Consider the following 15,701-nt stretch of genomic DNA (forward strand, 5'->3'; position numbering starts at 1 on the left):
GTCAGGCCAGCGGGATATCCAGCACGAAATGCGCCCCCGGCCCGTCCGACGCGATGCTCAGGCGCCCGTCGAGCTGGCGGATCAGGCTGGCGATGATCTTGAGCCCGAGCGAGCGCTGGCGCATCGACACGTCGAAGCCCGGCGGCAGGCCGATGCCGTCGTCGCGGACCGAGAGGCGCAGGCCCTCGGCCTCGACGGCGAGGCTCACCCGCACCGGGCCGGTGCCGTGCGGATAGGCGTGCTTGACCGCGTTGGTCACCAGCTCGTTCACCACGAGGCCGATCGGGATCGCCTGGTCGGCGCTGATCACCTTCGGGTCGGCCTGGCAGGCCAGCCCGTGGCCCGGGGCCTCCTCCTGGAGCTTCGCCACCAGTTCGCGCAGGAAATCCGCCAGCTCGACCATGCCGAGCTGGTGGATGCCGCGCCAGAGGTGGTCGTGGACCTCCGCCACCGTGGCGATGCGCGCCCCCGCATCCTCGAGGGCGTGGCGCACCTCGTCGGACTGGGCGTCGCGGGCCTGGAGCCGCAACAGCCCCGCCACGACGCCGAGGCTGTTCTTGACCCGGTGGCTCATCTCCCGGGTGAGCTGGACCTGGTGGTCGAGGGCGTCGCGCAGGCGCGCATCGCCCTGGTGACGCTCGACCGCGATGCCGATCAGGCCGGCGAAGCCCGCGAGGAATTCCTGGTCCGCCCGGTCGAAGCCGTGGCCCTCGGTCCCCCAGGCCTCGAGCACGCCGTAGGCGCGCCGGCTCTCGTCGCCGAGCGCGATCGGCACGTTGACCGCGTGGCATAAGCCGGCGGGCGCGAGCGCCTCCGGCAGATGGAGGCGCGCGCCGTCGTGTTCGGCCCCGGGCTGGATCCCGTTGGCGAGCACGCCGGCCCCGGTGCGGAAGGCGTAGGATGCGGGCGTGGCCTCGTCGGCGGCGGAGAAGCCGGTCCCGACGCGCTCGTCGCCGAGGCCGGTACAGGCCCGGATCACGAAGGCGTGGTCGCCGGCGCGGTATTCCAGCACCTGGCAGCACGCGGCGCCCAGGGCCTCGGCGCAGAGTTCGCTCGCCCGCGCCAGGAGCCCGTCGAGGTCGCGGGTCTGCAGGGCCATGCGGGCGAAGGCGCCCATCAGCGCCTGCTGCCTCAGCCGGTAGGGCAGCTCCGCCCGGCCCCCGGCCTCGTGCGCCTCACGGCTCGACCCGTCACTCGCCATCCACCGGACTCTCGCAACACGGGGTCTCGTCCCCCAGGGTGCCTTCCCCCCGAGGCACGTCGGATGGCCGGACTCTTACGCCATCCTGTCCCGAGCACAAGCCGAGCCGGCGGGCGCCGGAGCCTTGTCCGAAGGAGGCTCGACCCTGCCCGAAGGAGGATCCCGCCTCCGTCGTCAGAGCAGGCGGCGCCGTCGTTCGACGAGGCGCAGGATCATCGGGGTCAGGATCAGCTGCATCGCGAGGTCGAGCTTGCCGCCGGGGATCACCACCGAGTTCGCCCGCGACATGAAGCTGCCGGCGATCATCGAGATCAGGTAGGGGAAGTCGATCCCCCGCGGATCGCGGAACCGGATCACCACCATCGATTCGTCAGCGGTCGGGATCCAGCGGGCGACGAACGGGTTCGAGGTGTCGACCGTCGGGATGCGCTGGAAGTTGATGTCGGTGTTGGTGAATTGCGGGCAGATCGTGGTGACGTAATCGGGCATCCGATGCAGGATCACGTCGGTCACGGCTTCCGTCGAGTAGCCGCGGGCCGCCTTGTCGCGGTGGAGCTTCTGGATCCATTCGAGGTTGATCACCGGCACCACGCCGATCTTCAGGTCGGCATGCGCGGCGATGTCGACGCGCTCGTTGGCGAGCGCCCCGTGCAGGCCCTCGTAGAACAGCAGGTCCGAACCCTCGGGAAACTCCTCCCAGGGCGTGAAGGTGCCGGGTGCGGCCTGGAAGCGCGCGGCCTCCTCGGCATCGTGCACGTAGTGCCGGGTGCGGCCGCGGCCCGAGGCGGCGTATTCGCGAAACACCGCCTCCAGCTCGGGCAGCAGGTTCGCCCGCTCGCCGAAATGGCTCAGGGTCGGCTCGCGGGCCACCGCCTCGCGCATCGCCTCCCGGTCGAGGGCGTGGAAGGCGTCGCCCTCGATGAACACCGCCTCCACGCCTTCGCGGCGGAAGATCTGGTCGAAGGTGTTGCGCACCGAGGTGGTGCCGGAGCCCGACGACCCGGTGACCGACACGATGGGGTGGAGGGCCGACACGTCGGGTCAGCCCCGCAGCAGCCCGCGGGGGCGAAGAGCGGCGAGCCGCCGGCGTCGCGCTCGCGGTCGAGGCGGCGGACGAGCTCCGTCACCTCCCGGGTCGACCCGACGGCCAGCGACGTGCGCCGGCCGAGATCGCCGGCGGCGATGTCGAGGATCGCCCGCCCGCGCTTGTCCGTGGCGGCCCCGCCGGCCGCCTCGATCGCGAGCGCCACCGGCGCCGCCTCGTGGACGAGCCGGATCCCCGCCTCCGGGTGGGGATCGGCCGGGACGACGTGCAGGCCGCCGCGGGTCAGCACCCGCTGGGCGCCGGCGGCAAGCGAGCGGCAGGCCGGAACCGTCCCGGCCCGGGGCCCGTCGGCACCCCGCGGCGCCTCGCAAGACGGCGCCCGCGACAGGCGCAGCACCGAGGGCGGCCGGAAGGTGCCGCTTTGCGGATCGAAGATCCGCGTCGTGGTCGTGGTGCCGTCGGTCAGGGTCAGGAGGGTGCGGGGTCCGTAGACGACGAAGCCCGCCGCGGCCTGCATCCGCCCCGGCGCCAGGAAGGCCGCCTCCGGATCCGCTCCGGCGGGCCGCAGGGAGAACAGCGTGCCGGCCGGAAGGCCGCCGTCGAGGTCGTCCGCGCCCTCCATCGGACAGAGGGCGACGACGAAGGCGGCGCCCCTCACGCGCAGATCCGGCCGGTCCTCGTCGGGCCAGGCGATCGCCGCGACCTCGGCCCCGCGCAAGGACTCGGTGAAGATGCGCCGGGCGGCGGCCGTCGGGTCGCCGGGAATGGCCGCGATCTCTCCGGCCGTCGCGGCGGCCGCCCGCGCGAGGGCGGCCAGGATCGACCCTGCGGTCGTCTGGCGCCGCGGCGGGATCGCGTCGATGCGGGCGCTCAGAAGCATGTGCGATTCCCGAAGAATGCCCTACCCGGACCGGCCCATGGTTCTCCCAGGCAGCTTAGGCGGCGCGGGCCTCTCCCGTCACCCTGTCCCGAAGTACGGGATGCGCCCGCGCCGCCGGCGATGTCGGATCGGGATCTTTCCCGCGATGATGGCCCCTCAAGCGCGGCCGGCGGCCGAGGACCGGATGGCACAGGACCAGATTCGCAACCTGTCCCTCAAGCAGCTCCACGCCGTGGCGGCGATCGCGCGGCTCGGCACCATGACCCGGGCGGCCCAGGAGCTGAACGTGACCCCGGCGGCGCTGACCGCCCGGATCAAGGGACTCGAGGACGAGATCGGCCTGCTCCTGTTCGACCGCACCCATGCGGGCCTCAAACCCACCGATGCCGGCCGCGAGCTGCTCTGGGCCATCGACAGCATCGGCACGGTGCTGGAGACCTGCACCGAGCGGCTGCGGGCCTTGCGCGGCGGCCAGGGCGGCCGGGTCTCGCTCGGCGTGGTCTCGACGGCGAAGTACTTCGCGCCCCGGATCGTCGGCGGCTTCGCCCGGGCCCATCCGGGGGTCGAGATCGACCTCGTGGTCGGCAACCGGGGCGCCACCGTCGAGGCGTTGCGGGACTACCGGGTCGACCTCGCCCTGATGGGCCGCCCGCCGCGGGACTTCCCCGTCACCGCCGAGAGCTTCGGACCCCATCCCCTGGTGGTGATCGCCGCCCCCGACCACCGCTTCGCCGGGCGGCACGGGCTGACCCGGGAGGAACTCGCCGAGGAGCCGTTCCTGGTGCGGGAATACGGCTCGGGGACCCGCACGGTGTTCGAGGAGTTCATGACCGGCCTCTTGATCCGGCGCGCCCGCATCGGCATCGACAGCGGCTCGAACGAGACCATCAAGCAGACGGTGATGGCGGGGTTGGGGATCGCGCTGATCTCCGGCCACACCGTGGCCTCCGAGGTCGCGGATGGCCGCCTGGTGCTCCTCGACGTCGAGGGCCTGCCGATCCGCCGCGACTGGTTCTCGGTGCGCCGGGCCGACAAGGTCCTGAGCCCCGCCGGCCAGGCGTTCTGGGACTTCCTGGTGGGGGAGGGCGCCGCCTGGCTGCCCGACCTGCCCGACCCGGGCCGTTGAAGGCGGGTTCAGGCCGCCTCGTCCTCGCGCGGCGAGACCTCCGCCTCCGTCGGCACCTCCCGGGGAGGGACGGCACCCGGGCCCAGGGCTCGATCCGGAACGGGATGTCGCGCCGGCGGGCCGAGGCGTCGTTGCGCACCGTCGCGATCTCGTCCCAGCGCGACAGAAAGGCGGCGACGCAGGCCGGATCGAAGTGGCGGCCGCTCTCCGCCGCGATGCAGGCCCGGGCCTCGTCGAGGGGCATCGCCGCCTTGTAGGGGCGCTCGCTGGTCAGCGCGTCGAACACGTCGGCGACGGCGACGATGCGGGCCGCGAGGGGGATCGCCTCGCCGGAGAGGCCCCGGGATAGCCGCCGCCGTCCCAGCGCTCGTGGTGCGATTCGGCGATCTCCGCCGCGAGCCCGATCAGCGCGCAGTTGCTGCCGCCCAGGATGTGCCTGCCGATCGCCGCATGGGTGCGGATCAGGGCGAATTCCTCCGCGTCGAGGCGGCCGGGCTTGAGCAGCACGCCGTCGGGAATCGCCACCTTGCCCACGTCGTGGAGCGGCGCCGCCAGGTAGACGCGGCGGCACAGCTCGTCGTCGAGCCCCAGGGCCTCGGCCATGATCTGGCTGTAGCGGGCGACGCGCCAGGTGTGGTCGCCGGTGTCGTTGTCCCGGTATTCCACGGCCAGCGAGAGGCGGAAGATGATCTCGGCCTCGCGCTCGCGCAAGGTGCGCACCGCCTTCTCGACCTCGCCGGCGAGCCAGGAGGCCTGGTCGTCGAGGCGGCGCACCGCGGTGGCCAGCCGCACGAGGTTGCGCAGCCGGACCCGGAGCTCGACCCGGCCGATGCGCTTGTCGAGGAAATCGGTGGCGCCCGCATCCAGGGCGGTGAGGCGCACCGCGTCGCTCACCTCGCTGGTGATCATCACGATCGGCACCTGGGCGTAGTGCTCGATCCCCCGCAGCTGGCGGATGACGGTCACGCCGTCCATCTCGGGCATGTTGTAATCGACCAGCACGAGGTCGAAGGCACGCATCCGCGCCTCGTCGAGCGCCAGGAGCGGATTCCGGAAGGTGGATGTGACCGCCTGGTGGTCCTGATCCAGCAGCCGCTTCATCTGAGCCAGGATCGCCTGGCTGTCGTCGATGACGAGTACGTCCATCTTCCCATCTCCCGCGGCGCACGACCTCCGGCCAGGGGCCGGGTCCCGCGGCATGGGGGCCGGAGGGCTCCCCGTTTTCGAAGACCAGGATTCGGTCTCTGTCTCAGGGTGAGAATGGGTTTCCGGACTTAAGCGTGAGTAAACGGGGCGCCGGAAACCCCGGATACGGGGTCAGACTTGTGGGCTGAGGCCGCTCGATCCCTGCCGGTGATGTTGCGAGGCCACGTGTGAACCGAACAGATCGGTGCGGTGCCGGCCGTACGGAGCCCGGTCGCGCGGGGAATTGACCGTCATGACCGACTCTGATGTTGGGAATACTCCAGATGGCACGAAGGGATCGTCTTCATACTGATCGTGCCGATGAGCGTTGTCCCGCCGGAGACACAGTGGGTCGGTATCCCGTTGCAATGAATGGCCGTTGGATCTGTTTTGGTCCGGTGGCGGGGTCGGCATCCGGCGAAGACGGGCGGTGGGCCCCATCGCCCGGCCGCAATCGCCCGTCCCGCACGATGTCCGGCCGATCGCCTCGCGACGCGGAAATCGGCTTCGCTCAGGCGCCGTGCGGGATTTCGTGTCGCGTGGTCTGCGGACGAGGGCGCGTCGCGATCGCGTTGCAATCGCGACGCTCTCCAGGTTTTTGATCTTGCCGCATTGTCTGCGACGAACCGGTATCCGCTTCGTCGGACAATGCTCTAGAAATAACGATGCTCTAGAAAAAGAATCGCGGGCCGTAGACCCGGCGATACGGCCGGTAATACGGGCGGTAGTACCGCCGATAGGAGGGGCGATAGTACGGACGGTAATAGTAGCGGCGATACGGCCGGTAGCCGTAATACCGGCGATAGGGCCGGTAGCGGTAGTGGCGGCGATAGTAATAGGCCTTCTCGACCAGGGGGGCGGCGCGGCCTCGGCTGCCAGCGCCCCGGCGCTCGGCAGGGCGGCGGCGGAGCTGCGGCTGGTGCCGAGCCCGATGCCCGCGACGAGCAGGGTCAGGACCAGGCTGATCCATCGAAGAGCACGCATGATGTCGGTCTCCCTCGGGCGGCGCGGCGCGCCGGCTGTCAAGTGTCAACGAGGCTGGTTCCCGCCGGCGACGGGCCGGCGGGACGCCCACCGGACGACCCAGGGGCGCTGGCGGTTCATCTAGACGCGCAAGGCCCCGCTTCAATCGATGCGGTCGATAAACCTGCGTTCGACTTTGCCGGCGCCCTCGATCCGGGCCATTCCCACCGGTGTCGGCGCGGCTCTCGCCATCGCGCCGGGCCTGCGGCCCCGCTCCCGCTTGCCCGGACCCCGCGCTCCGCTTAACCGTCGGGGCCGCCATCGGAGATTCCCTCCCGCCATGCCGTTCCGGCCCCTCGCCACCCTGCGCGCCCTCCTTCCCGGGCGCTGGGCTCGCCGCCACCCGGTGGTGCCGGTCGTGCGCCTGAGCGGCGCCATCGGGGCGGTCTCGCCCCTGCGGGCCGGCCTGTCGCTCGGCGCCTGCGCGCCTGCGCTGGAGCGGGCCTTCGGCATGAAGGGCATCCGGGCGGTGGCTTTGGTCGTCAACTCGCCGGGCGGCTCGGCGGCGCAGTCGCACCTGATCTTCCGCCGCATCCGGGCGCTGTCGGCCGAGGCCGGGGTGCCGGTCCTCGCCTTCGTGGAGGACGTCGCGGCGTCGGGCGGCTACATGATCGCCTGCGCGGCCGACGAGATCTTCTGCGATCCGTCCTCCCTCGTCGGCTCGATCGGGGTGGTGTCGTCGGGGTTCGGCTTCACCGGGCTGATCGAGCGCCTCGGCGTCGAGCGCCGGGTCCACACCGCCGGCAAGGCCAAGGCGATGCTCGACCCGTTCCGGCCCGAGAACCCGGACGACGTCGCCCGCCTCAAGACCATCCAGGCCGACGTGCAGGCGATGTTCACCGAACTGGTGACGAGCCGCCGGCCCGGCCTCACGGGCGATCCCGACGAGCTGTTTTCCGGTGCGGTCTGGACCGGGCGCCAGGGCCTGGCGCTCGGCCTCGTCGACGGCCACGGCGACGTCCGCTCGGTCCTGCGGGCGCGCTTCGGCGACACGGTGAAGCTGCCGGTGATCGAGCAGGCCCGCGGCGGCCTCCTCGCCCGGCTGCTGCGCCGGCGCGAGCCGGGGGCGGTCGGAATCGCGGCGATCGAGGGGGCGCTGGCCGCCCTCGACGAGCGCGCGGCGTTCGCCCGCTACGGGTTGTAGCCGCTCACGGCGTCGCCGGATCGCGCAGGCTCGCGGGCAATCGCGTCAGGCACAGGATCTGGTCCTGGCGCTCGTAGGTCTCGCGCTCGCGGATCGCCCGCTCGACCTCCTCCGTGCCGGCGCTGGAATAGCGCAGGCCGAACGGCATCGAGCCGTCCTTCGGGGAGGTCGCGAGCTTGCGTCTCGTCTCGGCCCGGCAATAGGCGGCCCAGTCCTGCGACAGGCCGAGCCGGCGGGCATGCTCCGCCACCGCGACCCCGACCCGCCTCTGCGCCTCGCGCTCGCTCCGGGCCAGCGCTCGGTCGTCGAGGCCGTTGATCAGCCCGCTGACCACGAAGCCGAGGGCGACCGCGATCGACATCAGGAGGAACAGGCTGCGCATTCGAAAGAGCCTGCTCCCCGGCGGCGCTAAGCTCCCTAGCTGTCGCGCAGGGCCGGGTTCGGCAAGGCGGACCGGAGCGCCCGACGAGCGGATGCGGCCCTCACCGCGCCGCCGGCGCGAACAGTCCCAGGAAGAGCGGCCGGGCATAGAGGTCGGCCGCGTTGTCGGGCGTCACGCCCGGCACCCAGGCCGGCAGCTCGGCGGCGGCGTTGACCATGCTGGAGACGAGTTGCGCCGCGATGCCGGCATCGAGCGGGCGCACCGAGCCGTCGGCCATGCCGTCGACGAGGCAGAAGCCGAAGCGCTCGGTCAGGCGGTTCATGGTGCGCCGCGTCTCGGTGCGCAGGGCCTCCGGCAGGGCGCTGAAGGCGGTGACGCGCAACAACGGACCGCCGGGGCCGAGCTGGCTGCGCACCAGGGTCGCCGAGGCGGTGCAGATCCGGTCCCAGCCGCTGCCGCCGTTGGCGTCCGCCGCGTCCTGGACCGCCCGGATCTGCGCGAAGCTGCGGGAGAAGCAATTGGCGACGAGGTCGTCCTTGTTGTCGTTGTGGTGGTAGAACGAGCCCTTGGTGACCTTGAGGAGGCCTGAGATCTTCTCCACCGAGGCGCCGCGATAGCCCTGCTGGTTGATGAGGATGGTGGCGGCGCGCAGGAAAGCCTCCGGCGAGACCTCGCTCTCCTCGGGCGGCGCCTGTTCGGGCAGGAGGGCCGGGCGCCAATTCGAGCCTGTCGCCGCCATGCCGCGGGTGAGCAGGTCGGTCATCCGGGCGCCGGCCCGGGCATAGTCCCGCGGCTCGTAGCGGCCGATCCACAGCCGGGTCGAGTGGATCACCGAGAGCAACAGGTGGGTGCGGGCGTTGCGGTCCTGCCGGTCGAGCCCGGCCTCGTCGAACAGGCCGCGCAGGCGGCGAAACAGCGCGTTGTAGGCGGCGAATACGCTCTCGGCCTGGGGGGCGGGCAGGGCCCGCACGTCGTGGAGCACGGCGATGTCCGGCTCCTCGCCCATCGCCATCGCGGCCCGGTGGGCGGCTGCGAGGTCGAGGAGCCGGGCGAGCCGCGCCGGCCCGTCGGGGGCGGTCTCGGCCTGCGCCACCAGCCCGTCGAGCACCCCGATCGTGTGCAGGAAGCAGGCCGCCGCCAGGTCCTCCTTGCGGCGGTAATAGTAGGTCACGCTGTTCGTCATCAGCCCGACGCTGCGGGCGACGTCGGCCAGCGTCGTGCCCTTCACCCCGGCCTCGTTGATGAGGGCGGCGGCGGCGTGGAGGATCGCGTCGCGCTTCTGGGCGTAGCGCCGGGTCTGGCGCGGCGCCGCATCGGGGGCGGGCACGGTCTCGGGATCGAGGCTGCGGGGCATGGGGGGATTGAGCACTGTCACGGGGCGCATGACAAGCCGGTGATTTCACGGGCCCCCGTCAGGCCGCCGGGCCGTAATGCGCCCGGTACCAGGCGACGAAGGCCGGGATGCCGGAGGACAGCGGCGTCGCCGGCACGTAGCCGACGAGGTCGCGCAGGAGATCGGTGCTCGCTTCCGTCCGCTCGACGTCGCCGGGCGGCAGGTCGCGCAGGTGGCGCACGGCGCGCGCGCCCAGCGCCTCTTCCAGGGCGTCGAGCATCGCCGCCACGCTCACCGGCCGGCCGCCGCCGATATTGACCATCCGGTAGGGCGCGACCGGGCTCAACGTGTCGGCGGCCGAGACGGGGCCTACGCCCGGCAGGGGAGGGGGCGCGTCGATCAGCCGGGCGATGCTCTCGACGAGGTCGTCGATATAGGTGAAGTCCCGCACCGCGCGGCCGTGGTCGTAGACCTCGATCGGCTCGGCCGCCAGGATCTTCCGGGTGAACAGGAACAGGGCCATGTCCGGCCGGCCCCACGGCCCGTAGACGGTGAAGAACCGGAACGCGGTCGTGGGGATCTTCCAGAGGTGGGCGTAGGAATGCGCCATCGCCTCGCCGGCGATCTTCGAGGCGGCGTAGATGGTGAGCGGCCAGACCGCCCGGTCGGTCTCGCGGAACGGCACATCCCGGTTGCCGCCATAGGCCGAGGAGGTCGAGGCGAAGAGGAGGTGGCGCACCGGATGGGCCCGGCAGCCCTCCAGCACCTGGAAGGTGCCCACCACGTTGCCCGACACGTAGGCCTCCGGGTGCTCCAGGCTGTAGCGCACGCCGGCCTGCGCGGCGAGATGAACCACCACGTCCGGGCGCGCCTCGCCCATCAGGCTCATGAAGGCGCCGGGCTCCTCCAGCAGGAATTCACGGGACGAGAAGCCCGGCAGGGCGTCGAGCTGCGCCAGCCGGGCCCGCTTGAGGGCGACGTCGTAGTAGTCGGTCAGCCCGTCGACCCCCACGACCTCGTGGCCGGCCTGCAGCAGGCGGCGGGCGAGGTGGAAGCCGATGAAGCCGGCCGTGCCTGTCACGAGGAAGCGCATGGCGGGTCCCTGGGCGCGCGGGGACGAGAAGCGCCCGCTAGGGCGCGGTTACACCGATGGAGGCCCGGTTGCCAGCCCGCCGGGGCCGCGGACCGGCCGTCCCCTCGTGCCGACGCGCCGCTTGACCGCATCGCATATTTTATACAATCTACGAATCAGGACGAACCGAAGGACCACGCCGTGCCCGACACCGCACTCGAGACCAGGGGGCTGACCAAGGCGTTCGGCGGCTTCCGGGCGGTGCGGGGGCTCGACCTGAAGGTCCGGCGGCACAGTATCCACGCGCTGATCGGCCCGAACGGCGCCGGCAAGACCACGGTGTTCAACCTGCTCACCAAGGTCCACGTGCCGACGGACGGGCAGATCCTCTACGAGGGCCAGGACATCACCCGTGATTCGTCGGCGGCGATCGCCCGGCGCGGGCTGGTGCGCTCGTTCCAGATCTCGGCGATCTTCCCGAACCTCTCGGTGCGCGACAACGTCCGGGTGGCGCTCCAGCGCCGGCTCGGCACGCAGTACCGGTTCTGGCGCTCCGGCCGCTCGCTCCAGGTGCTCGACGAGGAGGCGATGCGGCTCCTCGCCGAGGTCGGGCTGGCGGACGCCGCCGAGGCGCGGGCCGCCGACCTGTCCTACGGCCGCAAGCGCACCCTCGAGATCGCCACCACCCTCGCCCTCGATCCGCCCTTCCTGCTCCTCGACGAGCCGACGCAGGGCATGGCGATCGAGGATGTCGACCGCATCAAGCGGCTGATCCGGCGCATCGCCAAGGGCCGTACGATCCTGATGGTGGAGCACAACATGTCGGTGGTGGCCGACCTCTGCGACACCATCACGGTGCTGCAACGGGGCGAGATCCTGGCGGAGGGGCCCTACGCCGCCGTCTCGGCCGATCCGGCGGTGAAGGCGGCCTATCTCGGGGGCGGGCATGCCTGACATCGTTCTCGAAACAAGCGGCCTCCAGGCCTGGTACGGCGAGAGCCACGTTCTCCACGGCATCGACCTCACGGTGCGCGAGGGCGAGTGCGTGACGCTCATCGGCCGCAACGGCGCCGGCCGCACCACGACGTTGCGCGCCATCCTCGGCCTCACCGACCGGCGCGCCGGCTCGGTGCGGGTGCGGGGCGCCGAGGCGATCCGGCTGCCGCCCCACCGCATCGCGCGGCTCGGCCTCGGCTATTGCCCGGAGGAGCGCGGCGTCTACCGCACGCTCACCACCCGCGAGAACCTGACCCTGCTGCCGCGCCTCGGCGAGGGCGGGATGCCGCTCGACGAGGTGCTGGCGCTGTTTCCGAATCTCGCCGAGCGGGCCGACAGCTATGGCGGCCGGCTCTCCGGCGGCGAGCAGCAGATGCTGGCGCTCGGGCGCATCCTCACCACCGGCGCCCGCATCCTGCTCCTCGACGAGATCACCGAGGGGCTGGCGCCGGTCATCGTCGAGGCTCTGGGCCGCGCCGTGTCGCTGCTGATGAGCCGCGGCTTCACCATCGTGCTGGTCGAGCAGAACTTCCACTTCGCCCGTCACCTCGCCGACCGCCACTACGTCGTCGAGCACGGCCGCATCGCCGCGGAGATCGCCGCGCACGAGGTCGAAGCGCGGGAGGAGGAGGTCGGGCGGTTGCTGGGGTGTGAGTTCACCAGTGCGATTTTGCGTATCGGAACAAGTATTTCATCGCTCGATCAGTCCATCCATCCACCTCATCCTGAGGTGTCGGTCCATCAGAGATGGACTGACCTCGAAGGAGGGCTCTAGGGATCTCAGCGCCTTCCGGAGCGCTCCTTCGAGGTCAGTCGATCTTCGATCGACTGACACCTCAGGATGAGGTCGAGAGCGGGATCGTCGATTACGTCAAAGATGCTCTGAGACAGCAGGCGCCGTTCAGGCAGATCACACAAGGAGGCTAAAAATCATGCGGTCGCGTGTCATCGGCTATGCCCTCGGTCTGTCCCTCGCCGCCCTGGCCTCGGGCGCCCGCGCGGCCGACACGGTCAGCGACGGGGTGGTCAAGGTCGGCATCCTCAACGACCTGTCGGGCATCTATTCCGACTTCACCGGCCGCGGCTCGGCGGTGGCGGCGCAGATCGCCATCGACGAGATGGGGGGCAATGTGCTGGGCGCTCCCGTCGAACTGGTCGCCGCCGACCACCAGAACAAGCCCGACATCGCCGCCAACCTCGCCCGCGAGTGGTTCGACCAGGGCAAGGTCGACATGATCGCCGACTTCCCGACCTCCTCGACGGCTCTGGCCGTGATGGAGATCGCGCGCCAGAAGAACCGGGTGACCATGCTCTCGGCCGGCGTGGCCATGGCGGCGATCACCGACAAGTGCTCGCCCTTGAGCGCGCAATGGATGGTCAACACCTACGCGCTCGCCGCCGGCACCGCCAAGGCGCTGATGAAGGCCGGCAAGAAGAGCTGGTACTTCGTCACCGCCGATTACACCTTCGGCCATTCCCTGGAGAAGGACGCCGCCGCGGTGGTCGAGGCCGAGGGCGGCAAGGTCTTGGGGGTCTCTCGCCATCCCTTCCCGGGCGGCGATTTCTCCTCCTACATGCTGAAGGCGCAGAGCACCGGCGCCCAGGTGATCGCGCTGGCCAATGCCGGCAGCGACACGGTCAACGCCGTCAAGCAGGCCGCCGAATACGGCATCGGCCGCAGCGACAAGCAGGTGATCGCGCCGCTGCTGACCTACATCACCGACGTGAAGAGCCTCGGCCTCGCCAAGGCCCAGGACATGTACCTGACGGAAGCGTTCTACTGGGATTACGACGACCGCTCGCGCGCCTTCGCCGAAAAGTACTTCGCCAAGATGAAGCGGATGCCGAGCGCCTCGCAGGCCGCGATCTACTCCGCCGTCTTGAGCTACCTGAAGGCGATCCAGGCGGCGGGTACCGACGAGGCCGGGGCGGTGATGAAGCAGCTGCGCTCCATGACCATCGACGACGCGGTGATCCGCAACGGCCGCCTGCGCGCCGACGGGGCGCTGGTGCACGACCTGCTGCTGCTCCAGGTGAAGAAGCCGGCGGAATCGAAGCGCGACTGGGATTTCTACCACGTCAAGGCGGTGCTCAAGGGTGACGACGTCTACCCGAAGCCGAGCGAGGCCTGCCCGCTGAACGCCAAGGGGTGAGCCGCCACCCCGAACCCTCCCCCCTCTGCGGGGGAGGGTGGTCCCTGCGTCAGCAGGGGCCGGGAGAGGGGCAGCGCGACGCTGATCCAGCGAGCGCCCGTCAGAACGGTTCGGCCTGATCCGGAAGCGGCGTCCCCTCTCCCGCCCCAGCGCGAGTGCTTCGCACTCGCCGTGGGGCACCCTCCCCCGCAGAGGGGGGAGGGTATGCACTCAACCGTCCCGCCTCATCCTCCCCGGTGCTCCCCATGACGGACATCACCCTTCAGGCTTTCATGGCTCAGCTCACCATCGGGCTCATCGGCGGCTGTTTCTACGCCATGCTGAGCATGGGGCTGGCGATCATCTTCGGCCTGCTCAACATCATCAACTTCACCCACGGCGCGCAGTTCATGATGGCGGCGTTCCTGGCCTGGATCGGGCTGACGCAAGTCGGGCCCTGGCTCGGCCAGCCCGACCTCCAGGTGAATTTCTGGCTCGCCCTCGTCCTGGCGCCGGCCCTCGTCGCCGTGTTCGGCATGGCGATCGAGCGCACCCTGCTGCGCCGGCTCTATCACCTCGATCACCTCTACGGCCTGCTCCTCACCTTCGGCGTCGCCCTGGTGATGGAAGGCGGCTTCCGGTACTTCTTCGGGGTGTCGGGCCAGGGCTACGAGCCGCCGGAGATCCTGCAAGGCCCGGTCGATGTCGGCTTCATGCTGCTGCCGAAATACCGGGTCTTCGTGGTCGCGGCCTCGCTGCTGATCTGCCTTTCCACCTGGTATCTGTTCGAGCGCACCAAGCTCGGCGCCTACTTACGCGCCGGCACCGAGAATCCGCGCCTGCTCCAGGCCTTCGGCATCAACGTGCCGGTGATGATCACGCTCACCTACGGCTTCGGGGTGGCGCTCGCCGGCATCGCCGGGGTGCTGGCCGCGCCCATCATGCAGATCACCCCGCTGATGGGCGGGAGCCTGCTCAACATCGTCTTCGCCGTGGTGGTGATCGGCGGCCTCGGATCGATCCTCGGCGCGATGCTGACCGGGCTCGGCCTCGGGCTGATCGAGGGCTTGACCAAGGTGGTCTATCCGGAGGCCTCGACCGTGGTGGTCTTCGTCATCATGGCCCTGGCGCTGCTCCTGCGCCCGGCCGGCCTGTTCGGGCGGGAGGCGTGAGATGACGTCCAGACACCTGTTCGCCGCCCTCGTCGCCGGGCTCCTCGTGGTGCCGCTGGTGCCGGGGCTGGTCTACCCGATCTTCGTCATGAAGGTGATGGCCTACGGGCTGTTCGCCTGCGCCTTCAACCTGCTGCTCGGCTTCACCGGCCTCGTCTCCTTCGCCCATGCCGCCTTCCTGGGCACCGCCGGCTACGTCACCGGCGCGCTGATGATCCGGCTCGGCGCCCATCCGCTCGGGGTGCCGGTCTCCTTCGCGGCGGGCGTCGCGGCGGCGGCTCTCGTGGGCTTTGCCATCGGCGGCCTCGCGATCCGGCGCCGCGGCATCTACTTCGCGATGATCACGCTGGCCTTGTCGCAGATCGTCTACTTCCTGGCGGTGCAGTTCCGCTGGACCGGCGGCGAGGACGGCTTGCAGGGCATCCCGCGCGGCACGTTGCTCGGCTTCGTCGATCTCTCCAGCGATACGGCGATGTACTACGTGGCGCTCGCGCTCTTCGTCGCCGGCTTCCTGTTCATCCACCGGGTGGTGCATTCGCCCTTCGGCCAGATCCTCCAGGCGGTGCGGGACAACGAGGCGCGGGCGGTGTCGCTCGGCTACGACGCCTCCCGCTTCCAGCTCCTCGCCTTCGTCCTCTCGGCGGCGGTGGCGGGCTATGCCGGCGCCCTCAAGGCCCTGGTCTTCGGCCTCGTCTCGCTCAACGACGTGTCGCTGCACACCTCGACCGAGGTGGTGCTGATGACGCTGCTCGGCGGCGTCGGCACCCTGGTCGGGCCGCTCGTCGGCGCCGCCCTGGTGGTCGGGTTGCAGAACTACCTCGCGACGATCGGCGATCTCGTCACGGTGGTGATCGGCCTGATCTTCATCCTCTGCGTCTCGTTCTTCCGCCGCGGCGTCGTCGGCGAGTGGCTGCACTGGCGCCAGCGCCGCGCCGCCCGGACCGCGCCGCCGAGCCCCCGGTCGTCCCCGGTCGCCGAGGCGGCCTGATCCTTCCCACTCCACGAAACCT

12 protein-coding genes and 3 pseudogenes are annotated in these 15,701 nt (G+C 70.9%); 7 read left to right on the forward strand and 8 right to left on the reverse strand.

The window, feature by feature from the left end:
• Position 1 precedes the first annotated feature (1 nt).
• The 3 genes and pseudogenes from F1D61_RS24385 to F1D61_RS34430 all read right to left on the reverse strand — a co-directional run.
• A complete protein-coding gene (locus F1D61_RS24385; protein ID WP_203154644.1) occupies positions 2-1,201 on the reverse strand; it encodes a sensor histidine kinase in 1,200 nt (399 codons plus the stop codon).
• A gap of 174 nt (positions 1,202-1,375) precedes the next feature.
• The gene (locus F1D61_RS24390; RefSeq protein ID WP_203154645.1) at positions 1,376-2,236 is read right to left on the reverse strand and encodes a phosphoribulokinase; all 861 of its coding nucleotides are present in this window, start codon (positions 2,234-2,236) and stop codon (positions 1,376-1,378) included.
• A gap of 89 nt (positions 2,237-2,325) precedes the next feature.
• A pseudogene (locus F1D61_RS34430) lies at positions 2,326-3,126 on the reverse strand (fructose-bisphosphatase); the annotation flags it as partial.
• 199 nt (positions 3,127-3,325) lie between these two features.
• Here F1D61_RS34430 and F1D61_RS24395 point away from each other — a divergent pair.
• Complete coding sequence (locus F1D61_RS24395) at positions 3,326-4,252, forward strand: LysR family transcriptional regulator (protein WP_203159252.1); 927 nt, start codon at positions 3,326-3,328, stop codon at positions 4,250-4,252.
• A gap of 64 nt (positions 4,253-4,316) precedes the next feature.
• On the opposite strand, the pseudogene F1D61_RS24400 reads toward F1D61_RS24395, so the two are convergent.
• Positions 4,317-5,398: pseudogene (locus F1D61_RS24400) on the reverse strand (HD domain-containing phosphohydrolase); the annotation flags it as partial.
• A 709-nt stretch (positions 5,399-6,107) separates the two neighbouring features.
• Complete coding sequence (locus tag F1D61_RS24405; protein ID WP_203154646.1) at positions 6,108-6,407, reverse strand: hypothetical protein; 300 nt, start codon at positions 6,405-6,407, stop codon at positions 6,108-6,110.
• Positions 6,408-6,740: 333 nt separating this feature from the next.
• On the opposite strand from F1D61_RS24405, the gene F1D61_RS24410 reads away from it, so the two are divergent.
• Entirely contained in the window at positions 6,741-7,604 is an 864-nt protein-coding gene (locus F1D61_RS24410; RefSeq protein WP_203154647.1) for a S49 family peptidase, read from the forward strand.
• Positions 7,605-7,608: 4 nt separating this feature from the next.
• Here F1D61_RS24410 and F1D61_RS24415 read toward each other — a convergent pair whose 3' ends face one another.
• The 3 genes from F1D61_RS24415 to F1D61_RS24425 form a co-directional block, all read right to left on the reverse strand.
• Positions 7,609-7,986, reverse strand: a complete 378-nt coding sequence (locus F1D61_RS24415) for a hypothetical protein (protein WP_203154648.1) — start codon at positions 7,984-7,986, stop codon at positions 7,609-7,611.
• Positions 7,987-8,086: 100 nt separating this feature from the next.
• The gene (locus F1D61_RS24420) at positions 8,087-9,340 is read right to left on the reverse strand and encodes a TetR/AcrR family transcriptional regulator (RefSeq protein WP_203154649.1); all 1,254 of its coding nucleotides are present in this window, start codon (positions 9,338-9,340) and stop codon (positions 8,087-8,089) included.
• A 58-nt stretch (positions 9,341-9,398) separates the two neighbouring features.
• Positions 9,399-10,412 carry an NAD-dependent epimerase/dehydratase family protein gene (locus F1D61_RS24425; protein ID WP_203154650.1) on the reverse strand — a complete coding sequence of 338 codons (1,014 nt, stop codon included), beginning with the start codon at positions 10,410-10,412 and terminating at the stop codon, positions 9,399-9,401.
• 180 nt (positions 10,413-10,592) lie between these two features.
• On the opposite strand from F1D61_RS24425, the gene F1D61_RS24430 reads away from it, so the two are divergent.
• The 5 genes and pseudogenes from F1D61_RS24430 (at position 10,593) to F1D61_RS24450 (ending at position 15,679) form a co-directional block, all read left to right on the forward strand.
• Positions 10,593-11,345 carry an ABC transporter ATP-binding protein gene (locus F1D61_RS24430; protein WP_203154651.1) on the forward strand — a complete coding sequence of 251 codons (753 nt, stop codon included), beginning with the start codon at positions 10,593-10,595 and terminating at the stop codon, positions 11,343-11,345.
• Positions 11,338-12,036 (forward strand): annotated as a pseudogene (locus F1D61_RS24435) (ABC transporter ATP-binding protein); the annotation flags it as partial. The gene F1D61_RS24430 and the pseudogene F1D61_RS24435, both read left to right, overlap by 8 nt.
• Positions 12,037-12,319: 283 nt before the next feature.
• Positions 12,320-13,540, forward strand: a complete 1,221-nt coding sequence (locus tag F1D61_RS24440; RefSeq protein WP_203154653.1) for an ABC transporter substrate-binding protein — start codon at positions 12,320-12,322, stop codon at positions 13,538-13,540.
• Positions 13,541-13,785: 245 nt separating this feature from the next.
• On the forward strand, positions 13,786-14,691 hold the full coding sequence (locus F1D61_RS24445) for a branched-chain amino acid ABC transporter permease (RefSeq protein ID WP_203154654.1): 906 nt from the start codon (positions 13,786-13,788) through the stop codon (positions 14,689-14,691).
• 1 nt (position 14,692) lies between these two features.
• Positions 14,693-15,679: a branched-chain amino acid ABC transporter permease gene (locus F1D61_RS24450; protein WP_203154656.1), complete on the forward strand. Its 987-nt coding sequence runs from the start codon at positions 14,693-14,695 to the stop codon at positions 15,677-15,679.
• Positions 15,680-15,701 lie beyond the last annotated feature (22 nt).

Origin of the sequence: Methylobacterium aquaticum, assembly GCF_016804325.1 — a bacterium.
Taxonomy (GTDB): Bacteria; Pseudomonadota; Alphaproteobacteria; order Rhizobiales; family Beijerinckiaceae; genus Methylobacterium; species Methylobacterium aquaticum_C.

What these genes read in the sequence shown, in the direction of transcription:
- F1D61_RS24415 (WP_203154648.1), bottom strand. Translation starts at nt 7,986, where the DNA reads ATGCGCAGCCTGTTCCTCCTGATGTCGATCGCGGTCGCCCTCGGCTTC.
- F1D61_RS24445 (WP_203154654.1), top strand. Translation starts at nt 13,786, where the DNA reads ATGACGGACATCACCCTTCAGGCTTTCATGGCTCAGCTCACCATCGGG.
- F1D61_RS24425 (WP_203154650.1), bottom strand. Translation starts at nt 10,412, where the DNA reads ATGCGCTTCCTCGTGACAGGCACGGCCGGCTTCATCGGCTTCCACCTC.
- F1D61_RS24385 (WP_203154644.1), bottom strand. Translation starts at nt 1,201, where the DNA reads ATGGCGAGTGACGGGTCGAGCCGTGAGGCGCACGAGGCCGGGGGCCGG.
- F1D61_RS24420 (WP_203154649.1), bottom strand. Translation starts at nt 9,340, where the DNA reads ATGCCCCGCAGCCTCGATCCCGAGACCGTGCCCGCCCCCGATGCGGCG.
- F1D61_RS24410 (WP_203154647.1), top strand. Translation starts at nt 6,741, where the DNA reads ATGCCGTTCCGGCCCCTCGCCACCCTGCGCGCCCTCCTTCCCGGGCGC.
- F1D61_RS24405 (WP_203154646.1), bottom strand. Translation starts at nt 6,407, where the DNA reads ATGGATCAGCCTGGTCCTGACCCTGCTCGTCGCGGGCATCGGGCTCGG.
- F1D61_RS24440 (WP_203154653.1), top strand. Translation starts at nt 12,320, where the DNA reads ATGCGGTCGCGTGTCATCGGCTATGCCCTCGGTCTGTCCCTCGCCGCC.
- F1D61_RS24450 (WP_203154656.1), top strand. Translation starts at nt 14,693, where the DNA reads ATGACGTCCAGACACCTGTTCGCCGCCCTCGTCGCCGGGCTCCTCGTG.